25 protein-coding genes are annotated in these 21,775 nt (G+C 74.1%); 15 read left to right on the top strand and 10 right to left on the bottom strand.

Translation table 11 applies throughout. The features are described 5' to 3' along the window. Window positions 1-22 precede the first annotated feature (22 nt). Together J4709_RS38335 and J4709_RS38330 are read left to right on the top strand one after the other, a co-directional pair. The gene (locus tag J4709_RS38335) at window positions 23-352 is read left to right on the top strand and encodes a hypothetical protein (protein ID WP_208248690.1); all 330 of its coding nucleotides are present in this window, start codon (window positions 23-25) and stop codon (window positions 350-352) included. Further along, window positions 342-923 carry a carboxymuconolactone decarboxylase family protein gene (locus J4709_RS38330; protein ID WP_208248688.1) on the top strand — a complete coding sequence of 194 codons (582 nt, stop codon included), beginning with the start codon at window positions 342-344 and terminating at the stop codon, window positions 921-923. Before J4709_RS38335 ends, J4709_RS38330 begins: the two co-directional genes overlap by 11 nt. 3 nt (window positions 924-926) lie before the next feature. On the opposite strand, the gene J4709_RS38325 is transcribed toward J4709_RS38330, so the two are convergent. After that, window positions 927-1,550, bottom strand: a complete 624-nt coding sequence (locus tag J4709_RS38325) for a LysE family translocator (RefSeq protein WP_208248686.1) — start codon at window positions 1,548-1,550, stop codon at window positions 927-929. Between the two features lie 239 nt (window positions 1,551-1,789). Between J4709_RS38325 and J4709_RS38320 the strand changes: the two genes are divergently transcribed. Then, window positions 1,790-2,356 (top strand): TIGR03086 family metal-binding protein, encoded by a 567-nt coding sequence (locus tag J4709_RS38320; RefSeq protein WP_208248683.1) that lies wholly within the window; start codon window positions 1,790-1,792, stop codon window positions 2,354-2,356. 55 nt (window positions 2,357-2,411) lie between these two features. On the opposite strand, the gene J4709_RS38315 is transcribed toward J4709_RS38320, so the two are convergent. After that, complete coding sequence (locus J4709_RS38315; protein ID WP_208248681.1) at window positions 2,412-2,882, bottom strand: carboxymuconolactone decarboxylase family protein; 471 nt, start codon at window positions 2,880-2,882, stop codon at window positions 2,412-2,414. Window positions 2,883-2,956: 74 nt separating this feature from the next. Beyond that, on the bottom strand, window positions 2,957-4,039 hold the full coding sequence (locus J4709_RS38310) for a S1 family peptidase (RefSeq protein ID WP_208248679.1): 1,083 nt from the start codon (window positions 4,037-4,039) through the stop codon (window positions 2,957-2,959). 255 nt (window positions 4,040-4,294) lie between these two features. Between J4709_RS38310 and J4709_RS38305 the strand changes: the two genes are divergently transcribed. After that, complete coding sequence (locus tag J4709_RS38305) at window positions 4,295-4,585, top strand: hypothetical protein (RefSeq protein WP_208248677.1); 291 nt, start codon at window positions 4,295-4,297, stop codon at window positions 4,583-4,585. Between the two features lie 78 nt (window positions 4,586-4,663). Here the strand turns inward: J4709_RS38305 and J4709_RS38300 are convergent, their stop codons facing one another. Then, window positions 4,664-5,161, bottom strand: a complete 498-nt coding sequence (locus tag J4709_RS38300) for a hypothetical protein (protein WP_208248675.1) — start codon at window positions 5,159-5,161, stop codon at window positions 4,664-4,666. A 19-nt stretch (window positions 5,162-5,180) separates the two neighbouring features. On the opposite strand from J4709_RS38300, the gene J4709_RS38295 reads away from it, so the two are divergent. The 3 genes from J4709_RS38295 to J4709_RS38285 all read left to right on the top strand — a co-directional run bounded on the left by J4709_RS38295 (window position 5,181) and on the right by J4709_RS38285 (window position 7,859). Then, window positions 5,181-5,957, top strand: a complete 777-nt coding sequence (locus J4709_RS38295) for an AraC family transcriptional regulator (protein WP_208248673.1) — start codon at window positions 5,181-5,183, stop codon at window positions 5,955-5,957. A gap of 168 nt (window positions 5,958-6,125) precedes the next feature. Next, complete coding sequence (locus J4709_RS38290) at window positions 6,126-6,608, top strand: cation:proton antiporter regulatory subunit (protein ID WP_208248672.1); 483 nt, start codon at window positions 6,126-6,128, stop codon at window positions 6,606-6,608. Window positions 6,609-6,614: 6 nt separating this feature from the next. Continuing rightward, window positions 6,615-7,859, top strand: a complete 1,245-nt coding sequence (locus J4709_RS38285) for a cation:proton antiporter (RefSeq protein WP_208248670.1) — start codon at window positions 6,615-6,617, stop codon at window positions 7,857-7,859. Between the two features lie 3 nt (window positions 7,860-7,862). On the opposite strand, the gene J4709_RS38280 is transcribed toward J4709_RS38285, so the two are convergent. Next, window positions 7,863-8,762 carry a LysR family transcriptional regulator gene (locus J4709_RS38280; protein ID WP_232384697.1) on the bottom strand — a complete coding sequence of 300 codons (900 nt, stop codon included), beginning with the start codon at window positions 8,760-8,762 and terminating at the stop codon, window positions 7,863-7,865. A gap of 71 nt (window positions 8,763-8,833) precedes the next feature. Between J4709_RS38280 and J4709_RS38275 the strand changes: the two genes are divergently transcribed. The 4 genes from J4709_RS38275 to J4709_RS38260 all read left to right on the top strand — a co-directional run bounded on the left by J4709_RS38275 (window position 8,834) and on the right by J4709_RS38260 (window position 13,068). After that, window positions 8,834-9,400 carry a UbiX family flavin prenyltransferase gene (locus J4709_RS38275; protein WP_208248664.1) on the top strand — a complete coding sequence of 189 codons (567 nt, stop codon included), beginning with the start codon at window positions 8,834-8,836 and terminating at the stop codon, window positions 9,398-9,400. 36 nt (window positions 9,401-9,436) lie between these two features. Beyond that, window positions 9,437-10,933 carry a UbiD family decarboxylase gene (locus tag J4709_RS38270; RefSeq protein ID WP_208248662.1) on the top strand — a complete coding sequence of 499 codons (1,497 nt, stop codon included), beginning with the start codon at window positions 9,437-9,439 and terminating at the stop codon, window positions 10,931-10,933. Window positions 10,934-11,028: 95 nt separating this feature from the next. Beyond that, entirely contained in the window at window positions 11,029-11,400 is a 372-nt protein-coding gene (locus tag J4709_RS38265; protein ID WP_208248660.1) for a hypothetical protein, read from the top strand. Between the two features lie 390 nt (window positions 11,401-11,790). Then, window positions 11,791-13,068, top strand: coding sequence for a PucR family transcriptional regulator (locus J4709_RS38260; protein WP_208248658.1), 1,278 nt, complete (start codon window positions 11,791-11,793; stop codon window positions 13,066-13,068). Between the two features lie 15 nt (window positions 13,069-13,083). Here J4709_RS38260 and J4709_RS38255 read toward each other — a convergent pair whose 3' ends face one another. Continuing rightward, entirely contained in the window at window positions 13,084-13,314 is a 231-nt protein-coding gene (locus tag J4709_RS38255; RefSeq protein ID WP_208248655.1) for a hypothetical protein, read from the bottom strand. 121 nt (window positions 13,315-13,435) lie between these two features. Between J4709_RS38255 and J4709_RS38250 the strand changes: the two genes are divergently transcribed. Further along, window positions 13,436-14,185 (top strand): GntR family transcriptional regulator, encoded by a 750-nt coding sequence (locus J4709_RS38250; RefSeq protein WP_208248652.1) that lies wholly within the window; start codon window positions 13,436-13,438, stop codon window positions 14,183-14,185. Between the two features lies 1 nt (window position 14,186). Further along, window positions 14,187-14,738 (top strand): NUDIX hydrolase, encoded by a 552-nt coding sequence (locus J4709_RS38245; RefSeq protein WP_208248650.1) that lies wholly within the window; start codon window positions 14,187-14,189, stop codon window positions 14,736-14,738. 52 nt (window positions 14,739-14,790) lie between these two features. Here J4709_RS38245 and J4709_RS38240 read toward each other — a convergent pair whose 3' ends face one another. From J4709_RS38240 to J4709_RS38230, 3 genes are all read right to left on the bottom strand, one after another. Continuing rightward, window positions 14,791-15,834, bottom strand: a complete 1,044-nt coding sequence (locus J4709_RS38240) for a HAMP domain-containing sensor histidine kinase (protein WP_208248645.1) — start codon at window positions 15,832-15,834, stop codon at window positions 14,791-14,793. Beyond that, the gene (locus tag J4709_RS38235; RefSeq protein ID WP_307801917.1) at window positions 15,834-16,517 is read right to left on the bottom strand and encodes a response regulator transcription factor; all 684 of its coding nucleotides are present in this window, start codon (window positions 16,515-16,517) and stop codon (window positions 15,834-15,836) included. Before J4709_RS38235 ends, J4709_RS38240 begins: the two co-directional genes overlap by 1 nt. An 87-nt stretch (window positions 16,518-16,604) precedes the next feature. Continuing rightward, the gene (locus J4709_RS38230; protein WP_208248639.1) at window positions 16,605-18,077 is read right to left on the bottom strand and encodes an MFS transporter; all 1,473 of its coding nucleotides are present in this window, start codon (window positions 18,075-18,077) and stop codon (window positions 16,605-16,607) included. A gap of 27 nt (window positions 18,078-18,104) precedes the next feature. Here J4709_RS38230 and J4709_RS38225 point away from each other — a divergent pair, with 27 nt between their 5' ends. Further along, window positions 18,105-18,641, top strand: a complete 537-nt coding sequence (locus J4709_RS38225; RefSeq protein ID WP_307801915.1) for a CGNR zinc finger domain-containing protein — start codon at window positions 18,105-18,107, stop codon at window positions 18,639-18,641. A 63-nt stretch (window positions 18,642-18,704) separates the two neighbouring features. Here J4709_RS38225 and J4709_RS38220 read toward each other — a convergent pair whose 3' ends face one another. Further along, entirely contained in the window at window positions 18,705-20,174 is a 1,470-nt protein-coding gene (locus J4709_RS38220; RefSeq protein ID WP_208248637.1) for a glutamate-cysteine ligase family protein, read from the bottom strand. 150 nt (window positions 20,175-20,324) lie between these two features. Between J4709_RS38220 and J4709_RS38215 the strand changes: the two genes are divergently transcribed. After that, window positions 20,325-21,677 (top strand): sensor histidine kinase, encoded by a 1,353-nt coding sequence (locus J4709_RS38215; protein WP_208248636.1) that lies wholly within the window; start codon window positions 20,325-20,327, stop codon window positions 21,675-21,677. Window positions 21,678-21,775 lie beyond the last annotated feature (98 nt).

The raw sequence follows: 21,775 nt of genomic DNA, 5'->3' as shown, positions 1-21,775 counted from the left end.
CAGCCGACGCAGGGAGGACGCCATGGCGGACAGGAAGCGGGTGGCGCAGCAGGCGCTGGTCGACCGGGTGCTGGGCGGGGACGGCAGGGCGTCCGCGGACGAGCGGGCGCGCGCCTTCCGCAACGAGGGCCTCGATCCGCCGCTGGACGCGCTGATCGGCAAGGTCGCCGGCGAGGCGGCGCAGGTCACCGACGCGGACGTGGCGGCGGCGAAGGCGTCCGGCCGCACCGAGGACGAGCTGTTCGAGCTGGTGGTGTGCGCCGCGGTCGGCCGGTCCGCGCGGATCTACGACGCCGGGCTCGCGGCCCTGGAACAGGCGCTCGCCGAAGAGGGGCCCGGGCATGCGTCTTGACGTCCTGAACCACGGCTACCGTCCCGGGACGAAACTGCTGTTCGCGGTCATCCGGCTGTTCTCCGGGCGTCCGCTGCCGGACGCGGCGAAGCTGACCTTCTACCGGCCCGACTTCTACGGGACGCGGGCCAAGGAGTTCACGCACGAGGCGATGCGCGGGCCGTCGGCCTGGTCGGTCGGCGACCGGGAGCTGATGGCGGCCTACGTGTCGAAGGTGAACGGGTCCGCGTTCTGCATCGGCGCGCACACCGCGACCGCGACGCGCGCGTACCAGGACGAGGCGCGGGTCGCGGCGGTGCTCGACGACCTGGACGCGCCGCCCGTCGAGGAGCCGCTGCGGTCGACGCTGCGGATGCTCGGCAGGCTGGTCCGCGACGGGGAGGTCGCCGCCGCCGACATGCGGGAGGTGCTCGCTGCCGGCGCGACGCCCGAGCAGGTGCGGGACGCGCTGGCGGTCTGCGCGGCCTTCGACACCACCGGCCGGCTCGCCGACGCGTTCGGGTTCGAGCTGCTCAGCCCCGAGGGCTATGCGGCGGGCGCGAAGTTCCTGCTCAAGCGGGGGTACCGGTAGGGGTCAGGACTCGGCGGCCAGGCGGATGCCGAGGCCGACGAGGACGATCCCGGAGACCTGCTCCATCCGGCGGCGGACCGACGCGCGCTGGAGCACCGTCCGGGCCCGTCCGGCCAGCCAGACCATCGGCAGGTACCAGATCATGTCGATCGCGGCCCAGATCACCGAGAACAGGACGAGCGTCGCGAGGACGGGCGCGCCGTGCGGGACGAACTGGGGCAGGAACGACACCGCGAACACCCCCGCCTTCGGGTTGGCGAAGTTGGTGATGGCGCCCTGCCAGAACGCGCGCCCATGTGAGACGGCCGACGGCTGGGGTGCTTCCTCCTCCGTCTCGGTGGCGCGCCTCGCCTTCCACAGCGCGCGCGCCCCCATGTACACGAGGACCACCGCGCCCGTGATGCGCATCGCGTCGTAGGCGAGGCGTGAGGCCAGCAGTAGTGCCGACAGGCCGAACGCGGCGGCCAGGCCCCACAGCAGCACCCCGCACTCGTTGCCCAGGACCGTCGCCATGCCGTTGACGCGGCCGTTCATCACCGCCCGCCGCAGGATCACGGCGGTGCTGGGGCCGGGGACCATCGCGATCAGGAACGCCGCGCCGACGAATGCCACGAGCGAGGACATCATTCGTCGAGTATCCAGAGTCGCCCATGTCCCGACAACGCCTTTCCCGCGCGACCGGCCGCCGGCGCCGAGCAGGACGCGGATGGTGTGGCGCCGGCGGTGCCGGCGCTCGCCCTGGCCACCGCTTAACGCAACTCGCACTTGCGTTTGTGGTCCGGCCGGACCTAGAGTTCCGTTAAACGCAGTCGTTGACTGCTTTAGGAAGCGGCGGCGCATCCTGCCGTGAACGGGAAGGAACCGAGATGGACGACGTGATCGGGCGGATCGACCGGGCCCTCACCGCGACGGCCGCCGTCGTCGGCGGGATCGGTGCCGCGCGGCTCGCCGCGCCGTCCCCCTGCCCGGGCTGGGACGTGCGCGACGAGCTGAACCACCTGGTCGGCGGCATGCTGATCTTCGCCGCCGAACTGACCGGCACCGCCGCCGGCGCCGACCACGAGGCCGACTGGCTCGGCGGCGACCCGCACGCCGCGTTCGGCCGCGCCGCTGGCCTCGACCGCGCGGCGTGGCGGCGTCCGGACGCGCTCCAGGGCACCGTGCGTCTCGGGTTCGGCGAGGTCCCCGCGCCGATGGCCGCGCTGATCCACCTCACCGAGGTGCTCGTCCACGGCGTGGACCTGGCCGTCGCCACCGGTCAGGACGCCCTCGCCGACGACGCCGCCTGCGCGCACCTGCTCACGGTCATGCAGGGCATGGACTTCGGCGCTTTCCGGCGGCCCGGCATGTTCGGTCCGGAGCGGACCGCCCCCGCCGGCGCCCCCGCGCACCGGCGGCTGCTCGCCTTCCTCGGCCGCGACCTCGCCCGCTGAGACGGGCGTCGGGCCGTCCGATCCCGGGGCGGCGGCGCCGCCCCGGACGCGGGGGTCAGGCGAACTGGCCGGGGACGTAGTCGCCGGCGGGCTGCTGCGTGATGACGTTCAGGCGGTTGTAGGTGTTGATGACGGCGATCATCGCCACCAGCGCGGCGAGCTGCTCCTCGTCGAAGTGCTTCGCGGCGTTCGCCCAGGTCGCGTCGCTCACCCCGGCCCCGTCGGCGAGGCGGGTGCCCTCCTCGGTGAGCTCCAGGGCGGCGCGCTCGGCCTCGGTGTAGACCGTCGCCTCCCGCCACGCGCCGACCAGGTTGATCCGCTGCTGGGTCTCCCCGGCGGCCGCGGCGTCCTTGGTGTGCATGTCGAGGCAGAAGCCGCAGCCGTTGATCTGGCTGGCGCGGATCCGCACCAGCTCCAGCGTCGCCTCCGGAACCGTCGAGTCGGCGACGGCCCTGCCCGCCGAGTTCAGGTACTTCGCGACCTTCATCGCGACGTCGCTGCCATAGAAGTCGATACGTGCGCTCATGGTGATCCCCTCGATAGCGGTGTCGGTTGCCGATACCCGTATGACGGAACCGCCCGAGGGAATGTGACGCGGGATCAGGGCAGTTGCGCGCCGAACGCCTGGAGCGCCTCGGTGACCGGCTGGAAGAACGTGACGCCGCCCGTCCGGCAGTCGCCCGACCCGCCCGACGTCAGGCCCAGCGCGCTGGTCCCGCTGAACAGCGGCCCGCCGCTGTCGCCCGGCTCGGCGCACACCGTCGTCTGGATCATCCCGGTGACCGTGCCCTCGGGGAAGTTCACCGTCGCGCCGACCGCCGTGACCCGGCCCGTGTGCACGCCCGTCGTGCTGCCGCTGCGCGCGACCTGCTGGCCGACCACCGCGTCCGCCGCCTCCGTGATCGGCTGTGCGGTGCCGTCGTGCAGGTCGACCGCGCTCTGCGCGCCGGCCGTCTCCTGGACGAGCGCGAAGTCGTTGCCGGGGAAGTCACTCTGCACCGTCGTGCCGAGGGCCTGCGCGCCCTGCTGGTCGGCGGTCCAGTCCTGGACGATGTTCCCGCAGTGCCCGGCGGTGAGGAAGAACGGCCGCCCGGCCCGCTGCACGTTGAAGCCCAGCGAGCAGCGCGCGCCGCCGCCGAAGATCGCGTCGCCGCCGAGCGCGAGGGTGCGCAGCCGCCCCGGGACGCGCACCATCCGCACGGCCGTCCCCATGCTCGCGGCCGCGCGCCGCGCCGCGGCCATCCTGGTCCCGGTGACCGAGCCGTCGACCCACATGACGACCTGCGACGTCGCCGGGTCGACGGCCCATCCGGTGCCCGGCGTCCCCGCCATCGTCCGGCGCAGCGCGGACGTCGCCCGGTGCAGCGTCCGCGGGCTCGTCCGCATCATCTTCGGGACGGCGCCCGCCGACCGCACCATCGCCGCGTCCGCCGCGCCGGTCACCGTGACGACCGGACGTCCCGCCGCGTCGAGGTACCCGCCGGCGGTCCGGCCGCCGAGCCGTCCGGCGACCCGCGCCGCGAGCGCCGCGGAATCGGCCGGACCGGTCCTCGCCGAGCCCGCCCGCGGCCGGTCGGCTCCGGCCAGCTTCGCGGCCTGCGGACCCTGCCCGCCGTGGACGGCGTACAGCGATCCGGCGATCAGCCCGGCCGCGCCGGCGACCGCCGCGCTCGCTGCGACCACGGTCCGCGGACGACTTCTCCTCGCGGCGTTCCGGCGCCCCATGAGCCCTCCAGCTCCCGAGATGACGATCTACGGGAGGTGTTACGGCGCCGCGCCTCCCGGCGTTCAACGCGCCCCGCGCCGAGGCCGCGGGACGCCGAGTTCGCTGGTCAGAGGCTTAAGGATCTACTTACGGTCAGTAGTCGTCCGGATGCGGTGCGGGTAGATGAGGTGACACGGGCCCTCGGCTAGGGCCCATGAACCCCTGGAGGGAAGATGAAGATCCCGAGTCCGCTGCGCTCGGCGGTACTGACCGCCGCCGGACTGACGATGGCCGCCGGGCTGGCCGCCTTCGCCCCCGCCGCCTCGGCGAACGCGGCGGAGACGACCGCGGCCGTCCAGTCGTACCCACGGCACTGCCCGTGGGGCACGCACTGGGACATGCGCTGGCACAGATGCGTTCGTGACCGCGACGACCACGGCCACGGCGACCACGGCGACCACGGCCACGGCCACGGCGACTGGCATCACGGCCACGGCCACTGGCACCACGGCCACCGCTGGTAGAGCGCACTGAGGCGACCGGCCGCCCCTCCCACCGCGCGGCGGGGCGGCCGGCCGTCGCGCTCCCGGGTGTCGCCGGGATCAGCTGAGGTCGCGGGCCAGGCGGGCGGCGCCCACCGCCATGTAGGCGCCGGTCAGCGAGGTGTAGCCCAGGGCGGTGGGACGCGGGAGGCCGCCGCGGGCGAGGCGGGCGGCGCCGTGCGCGGTGTCGAGGACGTCGACGAGCAGCGCCAGCCGCTGCCAGCGGGACCGGTCCCGCCCGGAGGCGGTCAGGTACCCCAGCCCGAGCGCGATCGCCCGCGCCCCGAAGATGCGGGTCATGTAGCCGAGCTCCGGTGTCGGGCGCACGCCGGACGCCCTGGCCATCGCGTTCGGCGCGACGAGCGCCGCGGCGCCGAGGACGATCCGCCCGGCGGCGAGCCCGCGCAGCGCGACCGCCAGCGCGCCCGCGTCCGGCTCGCGCCCGTCCGGCCCGGCCCCGTCCGGCCCGGCCCCGTCCGGCCCGGCCCCGTCCGGCTCACCGGCGGACGCGCCGGTGCGATCGACGCCGGAAACGATGCTTTCTCCACGAGTGTTCACGACGCCTATGCTTCACCGCATGGCCGCCCCGGCACTTCCACGAACGTGCGCCCGCGTGCGGCTGTGGGTGCGGCTCGGGCACGTCGTCTACGTCGGGCCCGCGCTCGGACTCGGCCCGCACGCGACGGCGGTGGCCTGCCTCGGCGTCGGCCTCGACGCGCCCTTCACCGTCCGCGCCGACGGGCTGCCGGAGCGCACCGTCCGCAGCTTCCTGTTCCGCGCGCGGGTCCGGCACGAGGTCACCGGCGGGACGGGCCGGATGCTGTTCTGCTTCTTCGACCCGACGTCCGCGCGGATGGCCCGGTGCCTCGGCGGCATGCGGCGCACCGCCGGCGGGTTCGGCAGCGACCACCACCGCGAGGCGGACCTGATCGGCCTCGCCGGCCGCGACGACGTGGACCTCGAACGGCTGCTCGCGGCGGCCAGCATCCCGGTGGCCACGGCCCGCGACCCGCGCATCGCCCGCGTCGCCGCACGGATCCGCGACGACCCGGCGCGGCCGCAGCGCGCGGAGGCCGCCGCCCGCGAGGCGGGGCTGTCCCGGTCGCATTTCCTGCGGACGTTCTCCGGCCAGACCGGCACGAGCTTCCGCCGCTACGTCCAGTGGGCGCGGATCCTGCGGGTCGCCGAAGGGTACGCCGCCGGCCACGACTTCACCCGCGCCGCCGCCGACGCCGGGTTCGCGTCGCCGTCGCACCTCAGCGGCGCGTTCCGCGGCATGTTCGGGCTGACCCCGTCGGCGCTCGCCGCGCTCGGCCCCGAGGTGGTCCTCGGCGAGCCGGGCCGCGCCCGCTGACCTGCGGCGGCGCGCGGGCCGGAGGTGACCTCCGCGTCCGTTATCTGCGATGATGGCCGGTCTTGCTCGTGACCGTGCCGTGATCTTCCGCGGCGGCGGAGCGGGCGGCGGGCGCCGGACCGGCCGCGACACGGGCCGGCCGGCCAGAACAGGGAAGGACGCAGCACCGTGGACGTCGAACGGACCGCCCTGCCGGGGATCGGCCTGCAGCACGTCATGACGACCGGGCGGGGCCGGCAGCTCGGCATCATCTCGCACCGCTCCGGCCGCCGCGACCTCGTCGTCTACGACCGCGAGGACCCCGACAGCTGCGTCGCGACGGTCGCGCTGACCGCCGAGGAGGCCAACGCGATCGCCGAGCTGCTCGGCACCGGGCGGATCGTCGAGCACCTCGCGGAGCTGCACCGGCAGGTCGAGGGCCTGGTCACCGAGCAGCTGCCGATCGCGGCGGGCTCGCCCTACGTCGGCCGGCCGCTCGGCGACACCCAGGCCCGCACCCGGACGAGCGCGTCCATCGTCGCGGTGGTCCGCGAGGGGCAGGTGTTCGCCAGCCCCCGGCCCGACTTCGTGTTCGCCGCCGGGGACGTGGTGGTGGTCGTCGGGACGGGCGAGGGCACGGCGGCCGTCGCCGCGATCCTCGCCGACGGCTGACCCCGCATGGAGTCGGCCGTCCAGCTCATCGAACTCGGCGCGATCATCCTGGCCCTCGGGCTGCTCGGCGCCGTGTCCGTCCGCTTCTCCATCTCCCCGATCCCGCTCTACCTCATCGCCGGCCTCGCGTTCGGGTCCGGCGGCGTCTACCCGCTGACGACCAGCGAGGACTTCGTCTCGATCGGCGCCGAGGTCGGCGTCATCCTGCTGCTGTTCACGCTCGGCCTGGAGTACACCGCCGACGAGCTGGTCGGCACATTGAAGACGTCCGCGCCCGTCGGCCTCGCGGACATGGCGCTGAACGCGCTGCCCGGCGTCGCGGCGGCGCTGCTGCTCGGCTGGGGGCCGGTCGCCGCGGTCGCGATGGGCGGCATCACCTACGTCACCTCGTCCGGCATCACCGCGAAGGTGATCGGCGACCTCGGCTGGCTCGGCAACCGGGAGACGCCCGCGCTGCTGTCGGTGCTGGTGTTCGAGGACCTCGCGATGGCCGCCTACCTGCCGATCCTCACCGCGCTGCTGGCGGGGGCGGGGCTGGTCGGCGGCGCCGTCGCGCTCGCGGTCGCCGCCGCGACGATCGCGGTGATCCTGTTCGTCGCGCTGCGGCACGGCGCGTGGGTGGAGCGGTTCGTGTCCTCGCCGAGCGAGGAGGTGCTGCTGCTGAAGGTGCTCGGGCTGACGCTGCTGGTCGCGGGGATCGCGCAGCAGCTGCAGGTGTCCGCGGCCGTTGGAGCGTTCCTGGTCGGGATCGCGCTGTCGGGGTCGCTGGCGCACACCGCCCACAAGCTGCTGTCGCCGCTGCGGGACCTGTTCGCCGCCGTGTTCTTCGTCTTCTTCGGCCTGCACACCGACCCGCACGACCTGCCCCCGGTGCTCGGCATCGCCGCGGTCCTCGCCGCCGTCGGCATCGCCACCAAGCTCGCCACCGGCTGGTTCGCGGCCCGGCGCGCCGGCGTCGCCGCCACCGGCCGGCTGCGCGCCGGCGTCGCGCTCGTCCCGCGCGGCGAGTTCAACATCGTCATCGCCGGGCTCGCGGTCAGCGCGGGCACCAACGCCCGCCTCGGACCGCTCGCCGCCGCCTACGTCCTGATCCTCGCGGTGGCCGGGCCCGTCCTCGCGCGCGGCGTCGAACCCCTGACCAGGACCGTCCGCGCGCGCCGGACCGCGCGCCGCGAACGGACGCCGCAGACCGACGACGACGTGCCCGTGGTCCCCGCGCCGCGTCCCGACCCGGCGGGCGGCGGCCGCTGACCGTCAGGCCGTCCCGGCCGCGATCTCGGCGAACTCCGCGACCCGGCGGTTCGGGTTCCCCGCGTGCCACACCAGCACGGCGCGGGACGGCGGCAGGCCCGTGAACGGCACGAACGCCACGCCCGGATGGCTGAAGTGCCGCGCCATCGCGGTGCTGGTGACGAACACGCCCGCGCCCTGCGCGACGAGGCTCAGCATCTCCGGTTCGGTGCGGGCCTGCCCGGCGCGCGGGATCGGCCGCCCGGCGGGCGTCCGGTCGGGCGGCCAGAACGACCGCAGCCACTCCGGCGGGCCGGACGGCGGCGCCGCGATCACCCGCACGCCGGCGAGGTCCTCCAGGTCGACCGACGGCCGGGCGGCCAGCGGGTCGGACGCGGCGACCGCCAGCAGCCGCGGGTACTCGGCGACGACCGGGCCGGTGCGCAGGTCGTCCTGCTCGACCGGCCACGGGCACACCAGCAGGTCGATCTCGCCGGTGCGCAGCCGCGCGAACGGGTCCGTCCACGACGACTGGACGGTCCGGACCTGGCAGGCGGGATGGCGCTCGCGGAACGCGGCGATCGCCGCGTCCAGCGTGCTGAAGAACGGGCCGAGGAACCCGATCCGCAGCCCCCGCGCGATGTTGCGGGCGTCGGTCAGCGCGAGGACGAGCGCGTCGTAGGCGGGCGCGGCGCCCTCCAGCAGACGCTCGCCGAGCGGCGTCAGCGCCACCCGGCGGCTGGACCGCTCGAACAGCCGGCCGCCGATCCGCCGCTCCAGCGACCGGAGCAGCTGGCTGACCCGCGGCTGGGAGATCCGCAGCCGCTCGGCCGTCCGGCCGAAGTGCAGCTCGCCGGCCAGCGCCAGGAACACCTCGACCTCGGCCTGCTCCAGCGGAACCCGGTCCGGCCCGCCCTCATGCATTAACCCCACTTATCAATCATGGCGAATGCCGTCCTTGATGCGGAAGATCCCCGTACCGGATCGTTTGACGGGTGGAAACGCAACGGCGGCTCGTCGTCGGGATCAGCGGCGCGACGGGCATCGCCTACGGGGTGCGCGCGCTGGAGCTCGCGCGCAAGGCGGGCGTGGAGACGCACCTGGTCGTCACGCCCGCCGGGCAGCAGACCCGCGCCTACGAGACGGACCTGTCCGCACGCGACCTCGCGGCGATGGCCGACGTGGCGTACCGCCCGGCGGACGTCGGCGCCGCCATCGCGTCCGGCTCGTTCCCGACCGGCGGGATGCTCGTCGCGCCCTGCTCGGTGCGGACCCTGTCCGCGATCGCGTACGCGAACAACGACAACCTGCTGACGCGCGCCGCCGACGTCACCCTCAAGGAGCGGCGCCGGCTGGTGCTGCTCGTCCGGGAGACGCCGCTGACGCTCGGCCACCTGCGGGCGATGACGGCCGCGACCGAGTCCGGCGCGATCGTGATGCCGCCCGTCCCCGCGTTCTACCTGCGGCCCGCGAGCGTGGACGACCTCGTCGCCCACACCGTCGGCCGCGCGCTCGACCTGTTCGGGATCGACGTCCCGGACCTGCCCCGCTGGGGCGACTGACCCGATCTTCACCCGCACGGTGTGAGAGGACCCTTCGTGAAGCACCTGCGCAGCCTGCGCGAATACATCGACGAGCTGGACCGCATCGGCGACCTCCAGCGCATCGACGCCGAGGTCGACTGGAACCTCGAGGTCGGCGCGATCATCCGCCGCTGCTACGACCTGCGCGCCCCCGCGCCGCTGTTCACCAACCTCACCGGCTACACCGGCACCGGGTTCGGGCTGCTCGGCGCGCCCGGCGCCCTGTCGGCGTCCGGGCACCCGCTGGCCCGCATCGCGCTCGCGCTCGGGCTGCCCGCCGCGGCGTCCGGGCAGGAGATCGTCGAGGCGCTGGCCGCCGCCCGCGACGCCGAGGGCGTCCCGCCGGTCGTCGTGGACCGCGCCGCCGCGCCGTGCAAGCAGAACGTCATGACCGGCGACGACATCGACCTGTTCGCCTTCCCCACCCCGCTGATCCACGGCAACGACGGCGGCCGCTACATCCAGACGTACGGGATGAACATCGCCAAGACCCCGGACGGGTCGTGGACGAACTGGTCCGTCAACCGCATGATGATCTCCGGAAAGGACACCCTCGCCTGCCTCATCCCGCCGCCCCAGCACCTCGGCGTCATCCGCGCGAAATGGACGGAGATCGGCGAGCCGATGCCGATCGCGCTCGCCATCGGCGTCGAACCCGGCCTCCCGTTCGTCGGCGGGATGCCGATCCCGGAGGGCGTGGACGAGAGCCACTACCTGGGCGCCCTGTTCGGCGAGGGCATCGAGGTCGTGCCCGCCGAGACCGTCGACCTGCTCGTCCCCGCGACCGCCGAGATGGTGATCGAGGGCCACATCTCCATCGACGAGACCGTCATGGAGGGGCCGATGAACGAGTTCCCGGGCTACAACGCCACCGAGGCGTCCCCGAAGGCGCTGTTCGAGGTCAGCGCGATCACCTACCGGGACGGCGCCCTCCAGGCCGTCGTCGCCGCGGGCCCGCCCGTCGAGGAGGACCACACGATCATCGGCACGACCAGCGCCGCCGAGATCCTCTACCAGCTCCGCAAGGCCGGGCTGCCCGCCGCGTCCGCCTGGTACCCGTTCGAGGCGGCGGTGCACTGGCTCGTCGTGTCGATGCGGCGGGACTGGCACGAAACGCTCGGCATCCCGTCCGCCGACCTCATCGGCCGGATCGCCGACGTGATCTTCACCGGCAAGCCGTCGGTGAACGCCCCCAAGATCCTCGTGGTGGAGGACGACGTCGACATCACCGCCCTCGACGAGGTCGTCTGGGCGTTCGCCACCCGCTCGCACCCCGAGCGCGGCGAGTTCCACTTCCCGCACAAGCTGAGCATGCAGCTCGCCGTCTACCTCGCCCCCGAGGAGGCGCACAGCTTCATGGCGGGCAAGGTCGTCTACAACTGCCTGCTGGCCGACCTCTTCCCCGAGGGCCGGCGCCCCGTCAAGGGCAGCTTCGAGAACGGCTGGCCCGCCGACGTCCGCGAGCGGGTCCTCGGCAACTGGACGAAGTACGGGTTCGCCGCCGGCAGGTGACGGCGGGAAACCGCGGCGCCGGTCCGCGCCGCCGCCCGGCCCGGCGCCCGTCGCGAGGATAAGGTTGCTCCTGCGGCTCCGGAAAGGAGTGGACCGTGAGCGACGACGCCAGACCGTGGGTGATCACCTGGCGGTTCAATACCGGTTACAGCGGAGTTGACCGCTTCAAGGACGCCGACCGTGCCGTGATCTTCTGCGACGAGCTGTTCAAACGGCTCGATCCGCCCATTCTGGAAATGGCCAGCTTTCTGGCGAGGAATGAGAAGACCGGGGAGACCCTGGGGAATTACCTGCAACGGCAGCAGGAACTGTCCGCGAAGGCGAGTTCGGTGGAGAGCCGCTTGGGCAGCGTCGACGCCATGGGCGGCAAGACGTGCGGCACCTGCGGCGGCAGCGGCGAAATCCCGATCATCCAGACCGGCCGGACCAAGAAATGCACCCGCTGCGACGGGACCGGCAAGGAATAGCCCCCGCCCCCGGCCCTCGCGCAGAGTGACCAGGCGCGGCCCGGGGGTGGTGCGGGCGGGCGGCCGCAGTGATCGCGCAGCGGAAGAACCAGGTCGTCCGGGGGTGCGGCCGGCGGGGCTCGCGGGCACCGGCACCCCCTCGCCCGCCGGCCCGTGACTGCGCGTGCCCGTCCGTGCCTTTTCTGTCGCATCGGACGGAAGGTCAGGTCAGGAGTGTTGCGGACTGTCGACAACCATCGAACCGACCGGCCGAACCTGGTCGTATCTCGACCTAGACTTTGCGCCCGGGCACGCCACGGGTCATGATTTGCCCCACACGAGTCCCATAAGTAAGTAATTACCCCGTGTGTACGGCGCGCAACGCAGGGGGACGAGCGGCGGGGAGGTTCCGTGTCGGACGACGGTTCGACCACATTCGGGCGCCCGTGGGCGGATCTGCCCAGGGAACTGGCGGATCACATGCGACCCCACCTCGACGAGGTGGCCGACGACATGATCCAGGAAATTCAGACCAAGGTCCGCGAGTACGACCGCCCGGGCGACGGGTCCTACTCGGGAACGCTGCGCCAGGCCGTCGAGCGCGTGCTGCACTACTTCGTCGACCGGGTCGCCGATCCCGGACACGAGCCCGCCTCCGTCACCGACTTCTTCCGCGCCATCGGCCGCGGCGAGGCCGGCGAGGGCCGCAGCCTCGACGCGATGCAGTCCGCGATGCGCGTCGGCGGCATGGTCGCCTGGCGGCGGATCACCGAGGGCGCCGAGGCGCAGCAGGTCCCGCCGCGCACGCTCGGCGCCGTCGGAGAGGCCCTCATGCAGTTCCAGGACGAGCTCGCCAAGGCCGCCGCCGAAGGGTTCTCGCAGGCCAAGGCCGCCGTCGCCGGCGAGATGCAGCGCCGCCGCAAGCGGCTGCTCGACCTGCTTTTCGCCGACCCGCCCGCCGCGCAGGAGGCCATCGCCGACCTCGCCGCCGCCGCGCACTGGCCGCTGCCGCGCACCGTCGCCGCCGTCGCGCTCGGCCGCCCCGGCCAGGAGTCCCGGCAGCCCGCGTTCCCGCCGGACGTGCTCGCCGACCTGACCCGCCGCACCCCCAGCCTGATCATCCCCGACCCGGACGGCCCCGGCCGCGCCAAGCTCGTCGACCGCGCGCTCGCCGGCACCCTCGCCGTCGTCGGCCCGACCGTCCCGCTGATGGAGGCGGCCCGGTCGATCCAGTGGGCGCGCAAGACGCTCTGCCTCGTCCAGCGCGGCGTCATCGAGGCACACGACGGCGTCATCCGCAGCGTCGAGCACATGTCGACGCTGATCCTGTTCCAGGACGAGGGCCTCATCACCTCCCTCGCCGACCTGCGGCTCGCGCCGCTGTCGCACCTGCGCGCCAGCCAGCAGGACCGGCTCGCCGAGACGCTGCTCGCCTGGCTGCAGTCGGGCCGCAACGCCAACGAGGTCGCGATGCGGCTGCACGTCCACCCGCAGACCGTCCGGTACCGGCTGCGGCAGCTGGAGGAGCTGTTCGGCGACCAGCTCCTGGACCCCGACCTGCGCTTCGACCTGGAGATCGTGCTGCGCGCCCGCGCGCTGCTCGCCGACAACGCCGGCGAGCGCATCATCCCGCAGGCCCGCGAGGCGGTCGGCGACTCCGGCGAGGTCGTCACCTTCCGCCGCGGCTGACCGGGCCGCCCGCCGTCACCCGCCGAAGCGCACGCCGCCGCGCAGCCGCTCGGCGGTGGCGACGCGCTCGGCGAGGCGGGTCTGGGCGTCGCACAGCAGCCACAGCTCGCCCTCGTCCAGCGCGTTGATCTCCTCCAGGCAGCCGTTGAGCAGCTGGTAGTCCGACAGGGGGGTGACCCGGGTGGCCCTCAGCCCCCGCTCCGAGCGTTCGCCGTGCCAGCCGGGCATGCAGGTGATCAGCGACATCGACGCGGACTCCTTGGTCGGCCTATGGTAGGTCTACCCTAGGCCGACCACAGCGGCCCCCGCGCCGCGTTCGGCAGAATGCCTGCAAGGCCTCCCGGCAGGCAGCAGAGAAGGATCCGGTATGCCGCGTCCCCCCACCAAGGCCCAGGCGATCACCAGCGCGCTCGCCGCCCGCATCGTCGAGGGCGAGCTGGAACCGGGCGCCTGGCTGCCGTCCGAGCGCGAGCTCGCCCGCGCCTTCGGCGCCGACCGCTCCACCGTCCGGCGCGCGCTGCGGATGCTCGCCGAGCAGGGCCTGGTCGAGGCCCGGCACGGCGCCGGCGTCCAGGTCCGGTCGGCCGCCCCGGTGCGGCGCGCCGCGTCCGACATCACCCGGCAGGTCGGCGCGTGGCGCGGATTCCACGTGTCCGCGCAGCGCGACGGCCGCCGCCCCTTCACCCGCACCACCGTCACCGAGGTCGAGGCCGTCGAACGGGTCGCACGGCGGCTCGGCGTCCCGCCGGGCACCCGCGTGCTGGAACGCGCGCGCGTCCAGGGCGTCGAGGGCGAACCGCCCGTGCAGACCGCCACCACCTGGGTGATCCTCGAGATCGTCGACCAGATCCCGCGGCTGCGCGAGGTCGACACCGGGCCCGGCGGCATCTACTCGCGGCTCGAGGAGGCCGGGCACCGCATCGCCTTCGAGGAGACCGTCACCTGCCGGCTGCCCCGCGCGGACGAGCAGGAGACGCTGCGGATCGGGCCCGAGCAGCCCGTCCTCACACTGTGGCGGCGCGGCACCCGCGAGGACGGCCGCGTCGTCGAGGTCACCCACCGCGTCGTGGTGGGCGACCGGCACGAACTCGTGTACCGCTACGGACCGGGAGCCTGACATGACCGACAACGACACGCCCGCCGTCCGCCGCGTCGGGTCGCGGGTCGTCTACGAGAACCCGTGGATGCTCGTCCGCGAGGACGAGGTCGAACGGCTCGACGGCTCGCGCGGCATCTACGGCATCATCGAGAAACCCGACTTCGCGCTGGTCATCCCCGCCGAGGGCGACGGCTTCCACATGGTGGAGGAGTTCCGGTACCCGATCGGCAAGCGCACCTGGTGCTTCCCGCAGGGCTCCCTCCCCGACCGGCAGAGCGCCGAACCCGAGGAGCTCGCCCGCCTCGAACTCGCCCAGGAGACCGGCCTGCGCGCCGGCACCCTCACCCACCTCGGCCGGCTGAACTGCTCCCACGGGATGAGCGGCCAGGGCTTCAACGTCTTCCTCGCCACCGACCTCAAGGCCGGCGAGGCCGACCGCGAACCCGAGGAGCAGGACATGCGGCAGCGCCTCGTCCCGCGCGCCGAGTTCCTCGAGATGATCCGCGACGGCCGCGTCACCGACGACTCGTCCGTCGCCGCGTTCACCCTCCTCACCCTGCACGAACGTTGACTTGCGGCGTGTCGGCCTTAAGAAGCGCCCTTTGAGGCCGACACGCCGCAAGTCAACGCGGCGGGCCCGGCAGGACGACGCGGATCCGGCAGCCCTTCGCGGTGTCGAGGACCGTGATGTCACCGCCGTGCAGCTCCGTCGCCCAGTTCGCGATCGCGAGGCCGAGACCCGTGCCGCCGCCGGGCGTCCCCGCCTGGCCCGCCGCGCCCCGCGAGAACCGCTCGAACACCCGCGCGCGCTCCTCCGGCGGGATCCCCGGCCCCTCGTCCGCGACCTCGATGACCAGCCCGCCCGGCCCCGCCCCCGGACGCGCCGTCACCGTCACCGGACGCCCCGCCGGACCGTGCTTCGCCGCGTTGTCCAGCAGGTTCGCGACGACCTGATGCAGCCGGTCCCGATCGGCCGTCGCACGCAGGCCCGGCGTCACGTCCGCCTCGAACACCGCGTCCGGATGGCCCGCCGCCGCCTCCGCCGCCACGTCCCCGATGAACGCCGCCACGTCCAGCTCGTCCAGATCGAGCGGCGCCGCGCCCGCCTCCACCCGCGACAGGTCCAGCAGCTGCGTGACGAGCCGGCCGAGCCGCTCGGTCTGGTCGAGCGCCGTTTCCAGCACGTCCGGCGTCGCCGGCGTGACCCCGTCCGCGACGTTCTCCAGCACCGCCCGCAGCGCGCTGATCGGCGTCCGCAGCTCGTGCGAGACGTTCGCGACGAACTCGCGGCGCTGCCGGTCCACCTCCGCCAGGTCCGCGGCCATCCGGTTGAACGCCTGCGCCAGCTCGCCCACCTCGTCCCGCGACGTCGCCCGCACCCGCCGGCTGTAGTCGCCGCGCGCCATCGCCCGCGCCGCCGCCGTCATCTCCCGCAGCGGCGCCGTCATCCCGTGCGCGAGCAGCTGGATCACCACCAGCGAGATCAGCACCCCGACCGGCATCGTCTGCCGCGCCCGGAACCCCAGCGGGTACCCCCACAGCACGATGAGCACCGCCACGCACGCCGTCACCACCACGACGACGCCGAACTTCATCTTGATGGACCGCAGCGGATCCAGCGGCCGCGGCCACCTCGTCCACAGCCTGTGGAAAACCCTCGCCTCCATCACCGCGCCGCCTCCAGGCTGTACCCGACTCCGTGCACCGTGCGGATGAGCTCCTGGCCCAGCTTGCGGCGCAGCGCCTTCACATGGCTGTCCACGACCCGCGTCCCCGACGCGTCCGCCCAGTCCCACACCTGCTCCAGCAGCACCGCGCGCGTCAGCACCGCGCCCCGGTTCCGGAACAGGCACGCGAGCAGATCGAACTCCGTCGGCGTCAGATGCACCTCGCGGCCGTCCCGCCGCACCCGGCGCGCCCGCGGATCCACCTCCACCGCCCCCGCCCGCATCGGCCCCTGCCCCACCGCCTCCACAGCGGGCCGCTCGACGCGCCGCAGCACCGCCCTGATGCGCGCCACCAGCTCCCGCATGCTGAACGGCTTCGTCACATAGTCGTCCGCGCCGACGCCCAGCCCGACCAGCAGATCCGTCTCATCGTCGCGCGCCGTCAGCATCAGCACCGGCACCGGCCGCTCCGCCTGCACCCGCCGGCACACCTCCAGGCCGTCGAACCCGGGCAGCATCACGTCCAGCACGACCAGATGCGGCTCGAACGCCCGCGCCCGCTCCACCGCGGACGGCCCGTCCGCCGCCGTCTCCACCGCGAACCCCTCCGCGGCCAGCCGGTCCGCCACCGCCCGCGCGATCGTCGGCTCGTCCTCCACCACCAGAATCCGCGTCTCGCTCACAGGGGCATTTTCCCAGGGGGGCGTCCCCATGGAACCCCCGTCACTACGGACGGACCGTTTCCCGCGCACCTGACCACCGCTGTGCGATCAGCCGTCGCGGCCGGCGGACCGGACCGTGGCGCCGGCGCCATGGCGCAGGAGGAGGGGCGCGAGGGTTCCGGCGAGCGCGGCGAGCACTCCGCAGAGGACGAGCGCCGCCCGCACGCCCGGGACGTGGGCGGTGCGGGTGAGGGTGCCGCAGACGGCGACGCCGAGGGTGAGCCCGAACTGCCGGGCCGCGTTGGCCGCGGCGCCCGCCGTTCCCGCGTGGCGGGCGGGCACGGAGGCCATGGCGACGGCGGGGAGCACGGGGGACACGATGCCCGCTCCGATGCCGCTGAGGATCAGGAACGGCAGCAGCGCCGGCCAGCTCGATCCCGCGTTGAGCGTGATGCCGGTCAGCGCGCCGATGCCGACCAGGGCGGTGCCGGCGCCCAGCGTCCAGCGGGGCTGCAGTGCGTGGAGCCGGTCGCCGACCAGGCCGGAGACGGCGATGAAGGTCAGCAACTGGATCACGAGAGCGAGCGAGGTGGCGAGCGCTCCGAGGCCGCCGTCGGCCTGCAACCAGGCCGCGAGGCCCGGCAGCGCGCCGAACGCCGCGAAGTAGTAGCCGAAGGCCACCAGCAGGACACCGGCGAAACCGGGCGTGGCGAACACGGCCGGCGGTAGGACCGGCCGGGGGGCGGCGCGCTCGACCAGGACGAACGCGGTCATGGCGGCGGCCGCGGTGAGCCAGCCGGCGACCGCGCCGGGCCCGGTCCAGCCGGATTCGCCGGCGGCGATGACGGCGTAGGTCGACGCGGTCACCGCGATCGTGATCGTCGTGATTCCCGGCCGGTCGGCCGCCCCCGCGGCCCGTCCGGGACGCGGGCGTCCCTTCGCTGGACCCGCGGGAGGCAGGAAGCGGACGGCCATGGCCAGCGCGAGCACGCACAACGGCAGCGCGCCGAGGAACGTCCATCGCCACCCGGCGTATTCGGCGAGCACGCCCCCGCCCACCGTGCCCACCGCGGAGGCCGCCCCCGCCACCGCTCCCCACACCGCGAACGCGGTCGCCTTGGCCCGGCCGGTGTAGGACGACCCGATCAGCGGAAGGATGGAGGCGAACATGGCGGCCCCGGCCGTGCCCTGGACGGCGCGCGCGGCGATCAGCCACGGTGGGGACACGGCCAGGCCGCAGGCCAGGGTCGCCAGGCCGAAAACGGCCAACCCGGCCGGGTAGAGGCGCCCGGGGCCGAGCGCGTCGCCGAGCGCCCCCGCTCCGAGCAGCAGCCCGGCCAGCGCCAGCGTGTACACGTCGATGATCCATTGCCGGGCCCCGAAGCCCGCGTGCAGGTCGGCGCCGATGCTCGGCAGGGCGACGGTGGCGACCGTGGTGTAGAGCAGCAGCAGGAACGTGCCCAGGCAGCACGCCGCCAGCGGCGTCCAGGGCGCCGGCCGCCGGAGGGCGCCGGCGGCCCGGTCGGCCGAGGCGGAGGGCGAGGCGGAGGGCGAGGCGTCCGCGGAAGGTTCGGTGGTCATGACCCATCACGGTGTTGTAATAGGCTTGTGCCTGTAAACCCTTACGCCAGGACGCTGCTGCACATCGTCATCGACCTTCTCAACCGCCCGCCGGCCGGCCCCGGCGATCTCGCCGCCCGATGGGCCGAGGCGGGCATGCCCCTGGAACGCGCCGCCGGACCGGACGATTGCGCGATGGTGCGCGACTACCTCGCCGACTGGTGCCGGCTGATCGATGCCGTCACCGACGCCGACCGGGTCGCCCTGCTCAACGAGATGCTCGCCCGCTACGCGACCCAGCCCACCGTCACCGACCACGACGGCACCGGATGGCACATCCACTACCGCCACGACGATGCGAGCTTCGCCGGCATCCTCACCGCCGCCACCACCGTCGCCGCCGCCCAGCACCTCACCGGCCACGGCATGCACCGCCTCGGCCGCTGCGCCCTGCCCGAATGCGCCGGCGCCTACCTCGACTTCAGCCGCCCGGGGCGGCAGCGCTACTGCTCCCACGCCTGCGCCAACCGGGACGCCGTCCGGCGGTACCGCACCTCGCGAAGGGCCCGGCCGGCGGGCCGGTGACGCCGTCAGGAGGCCGGTGGCCGCCCGCCCGGCCCGCCGCCGGTGCCGCCGGGGCGCGGCGGGTCACCAGGTGTGGACGGGGGTGTTGGTTCGCATGTTCTCTACGTAGCGGCGGGTCATGAGGCGGAGGGCCTCGTGGCGGGGGGCGGCGGTGGACTCCTCGATGGCGTCGACGGTGGCGATCTGCCAGGCGGCGCCCGTCTGGCCGGTGACGCAGCGGCGCTCGATGATGCCGAGGAGCCGGTCGCGGCGGGACGGGTCGACGCCCCAGCGGTCGAGGCCCTCGTGGGCGAGGGGGAGCAGCTTGCGGAGGATGAGCTCGGCGGCGGGGACCTCGCCGACGCCGGGCCAGTAGAGGGTCGCGTCGATGCCGTCGCGGGCGGCGCGGTGCAGGTTCTCCTCGGCGGTGCTGAAGGACATCCGCGACCAGACGGGCCGGTCCTGCTCGGCGAGCATGCGGACGACGCCGTAGTAGAACGCGCCGTTGGCGACGACGTCGGCGACGGACGGCCCGGCGGGCAGGACGCGGTTCTCGATGCGCAGGTGGGGGCGGCCCTTCACGACGGCGTAGATGGGGCGGTTCCAGCGGTAGATGGTGCCGTTGTGCAGGGTCAGCTCGCCGAGTTCGGGGATGCCGCCCTCGTCGAGGACGGCGAGCGGGTCCTCGTCGTCGCAGAGCGGCAGGAGCGAGGGGAAGTAGCGGGTGTTCTCCTCGAACAGGTCGAAGACGGAGGTGATCCAGCGTTCGCCGAACCAGACGCGGGGGCGGACGCCCTGGGACTTCAGCTCGTCGGGGCGGGTGTCGGTGGCCTGCTCGAACAGGGTGATGCGGGTCTCGTGCCAGAGGCGGTGCCCGAACAGGAACGGGGAGTTGGCGGCCATGGCGACCTGCGCGCCGGCGACGGCCTGCGCGGCGTTCCAGTAGGCGCCGAACTGGTCGGGGCTGACCTGCAGGTGGAACTGGACGCTGGTGCAGGCGGCCTCGGGGAGGATGGTGTCGGTGTGCATGCGCAGCGGCTCGGGGCCGTCGATGGCGATGTGCATCTCCTCGCCGCGCGCGCGGAAGATCTGGTCGTTGAGCATCTTGTAGCGGGCGTTGGCGGAGAGGGACTCCTCGCCGATGTCGCTGCGCCGCAGGGTCGGCAGCACGCCGATCATGATGAGCTCGCCGCCGACCTCGCCGGCCCGGTTCTCGGCGTGCCCGAGGTGGTCGCGGACCTCGGCCTCCAGCTCGCCGGTGCCCTCCCCGCCGAGCTCGCGGGGCGGGATGTTGATCTCCAGGTTGAACTGGCCGAGCTCGGTGTCCCAGGCCGGGTCCGCGATGGCCTTCAGCACGTCGGCGTTGCGCATCAGGGGGTCGCCGAGCTCGTCGATCAGGTTGAGCTCGATCTCCAGGCCGATGTGCGGGCGTTCGAAGTCGAACTGGGACTCGCCGAGCATGCGGGCCAGCACGTCCAGGCATCTGCGGACCTTCTCGCGGTAGCGCCGGCGGTCCTCGCCGTTGATGGTGACCGAAGCCACGTCCCTGCCCATGTGTCCGTCCCTGTGCTTCGGAGGAACCGTCATAAAACGGGATGTCCCGGCTGAGGGGGTGGAAAACCCGGCGGGTGATTTCGGGCCACGTTTAGTGACTGGCCGGTAACCTGTATCGGCGACCCGGTATCCCGTGACACTCTGTGATGCATGCGGATGCGCCCCCGGTCGATCAGGGCCAGGGACACCGTCGTCGCCGCGGTCATCGCGGCGCTGGTCTGGGGCGCCACCGCCGCGGGCATCGACGCCGCCGTCCGCGCGGTCGTCCGGGCCGACCTGCTGCAGCGCACCCAGGTGGACGCGCGCCGGGTGAGCGGCGGCGTCCGGGACGGCACGCTGCGCGGCCCCATCGCCGACGACGACGGCGGCCGGGTGGTGGTGCAGGTCGTCGAGCCGGGCGGGCGCGTCCGGGAGGCGACGCCGTCGGCGGCGGGACGCCCGCCGGTCAGCCGGCTCTGGCCGTCCCCGGGCCTGCGCGTGCGCGACTTCACCACCTGCCACGGGAGCTGGCCGCACCGGCGCTGTTTCGTCGCGGAGGCGATCCGCGCCACCACCGCGCCCGACTCGGTGGTGGTGTACGCGGCGGAGCCGATGCCGTCCTACCTGGTCAACGGCCTGCTGGAGGGGGCGCTCGCGGCGGGCGTGGCGGTCCTCGCCGGGCTCGCCGCGTGGATCACCTGGCGGGTCGTCGGCCGCACGCTCGGGCCCGTCGAGGCGATCCGCGCGCAGCTCGCCGAGATCAGCGCGACCGACCTGAGCCGCCGGGTGCCCGAGCCGCCCGGGGAGGACGAGATCGCGCAGCTCGCCCGCACCGCGAACGCGACCCTCGACCGGCTGGAGTCGGCGGTGGGGCGGCAGCGCCAGTTCGCCTCGGACGCCTCGCACGAGCTGCGCACCCCGATCGCGGGGCTGCGCGCCAACCTCGAGGACGCCTCGATGCACCCCGAGGACAACGACCTGCCCGCCGTCGTCGCGCAGGCGCTGCACGACACCGACCGGCTGGAGTCGATCGTCACCGACCTGCTGCTGCTCGCCCGGATCGGGACGGGCGGGACCGCCGCGCAGGAGCCGATCGACCTGTCCGCGCTGGCCGGCGCGGAGATCGGCCGCCGCGCCTTCCAGGTGAAGATCGAGAAGGAGCTGGCGCACGGCGTGACGGTGCGGGGCGTGCGGATGCAGCTCGTCCGGCTGCTGGGGAACCTGCTGGACAACGCCGAGCGGTACGCCGACCGGGTCATCGCGGTCGAGGCGTCCCGCGACGGCGACCACGCGCTGCTCACGGTGACCGACGACGGCGTCGGCGTCGCGCCGGCGGACCGCGAGCGCGTCTTCGAGCGGTTCACCCGGCTGGACACCGCGCGCAGCCGCGGCGCCGGCGGCACCGGGCTGGGCCTCGCCATCGCCCGCGAGATCGCGCAGGCGCACGGCGGCACGCTGCGGATCGAGGACGACGCGCGCGGCGCCCGCTTCGCGCTGCGGCTCCCGCTCGCGCCGCCCGAATGACCTCGGGAAAGGGGAAAGGGCCGTCCACGGGGTGCGGGACGGCCCTTTCCGGTGGGCGCCCGTGCGGGGCGGGCGCCCAGGAGGATGGTCCAGTCAGT

The organism is Actinomadura violacea (assembly GCF_017573465.1).
GTDB classification, from domain to species: Bacteria; Actinomycetota; Actinomycetes; order Streptosporangiales; family Streptosporangiaceae; genus Spirillospora; species Spirillospora violacea.
The sequence above is the reverse complement of the archived record's forward strand: the minus strand, read 5'-3'. Positions and strand labels throughout refer to the sequence as shown.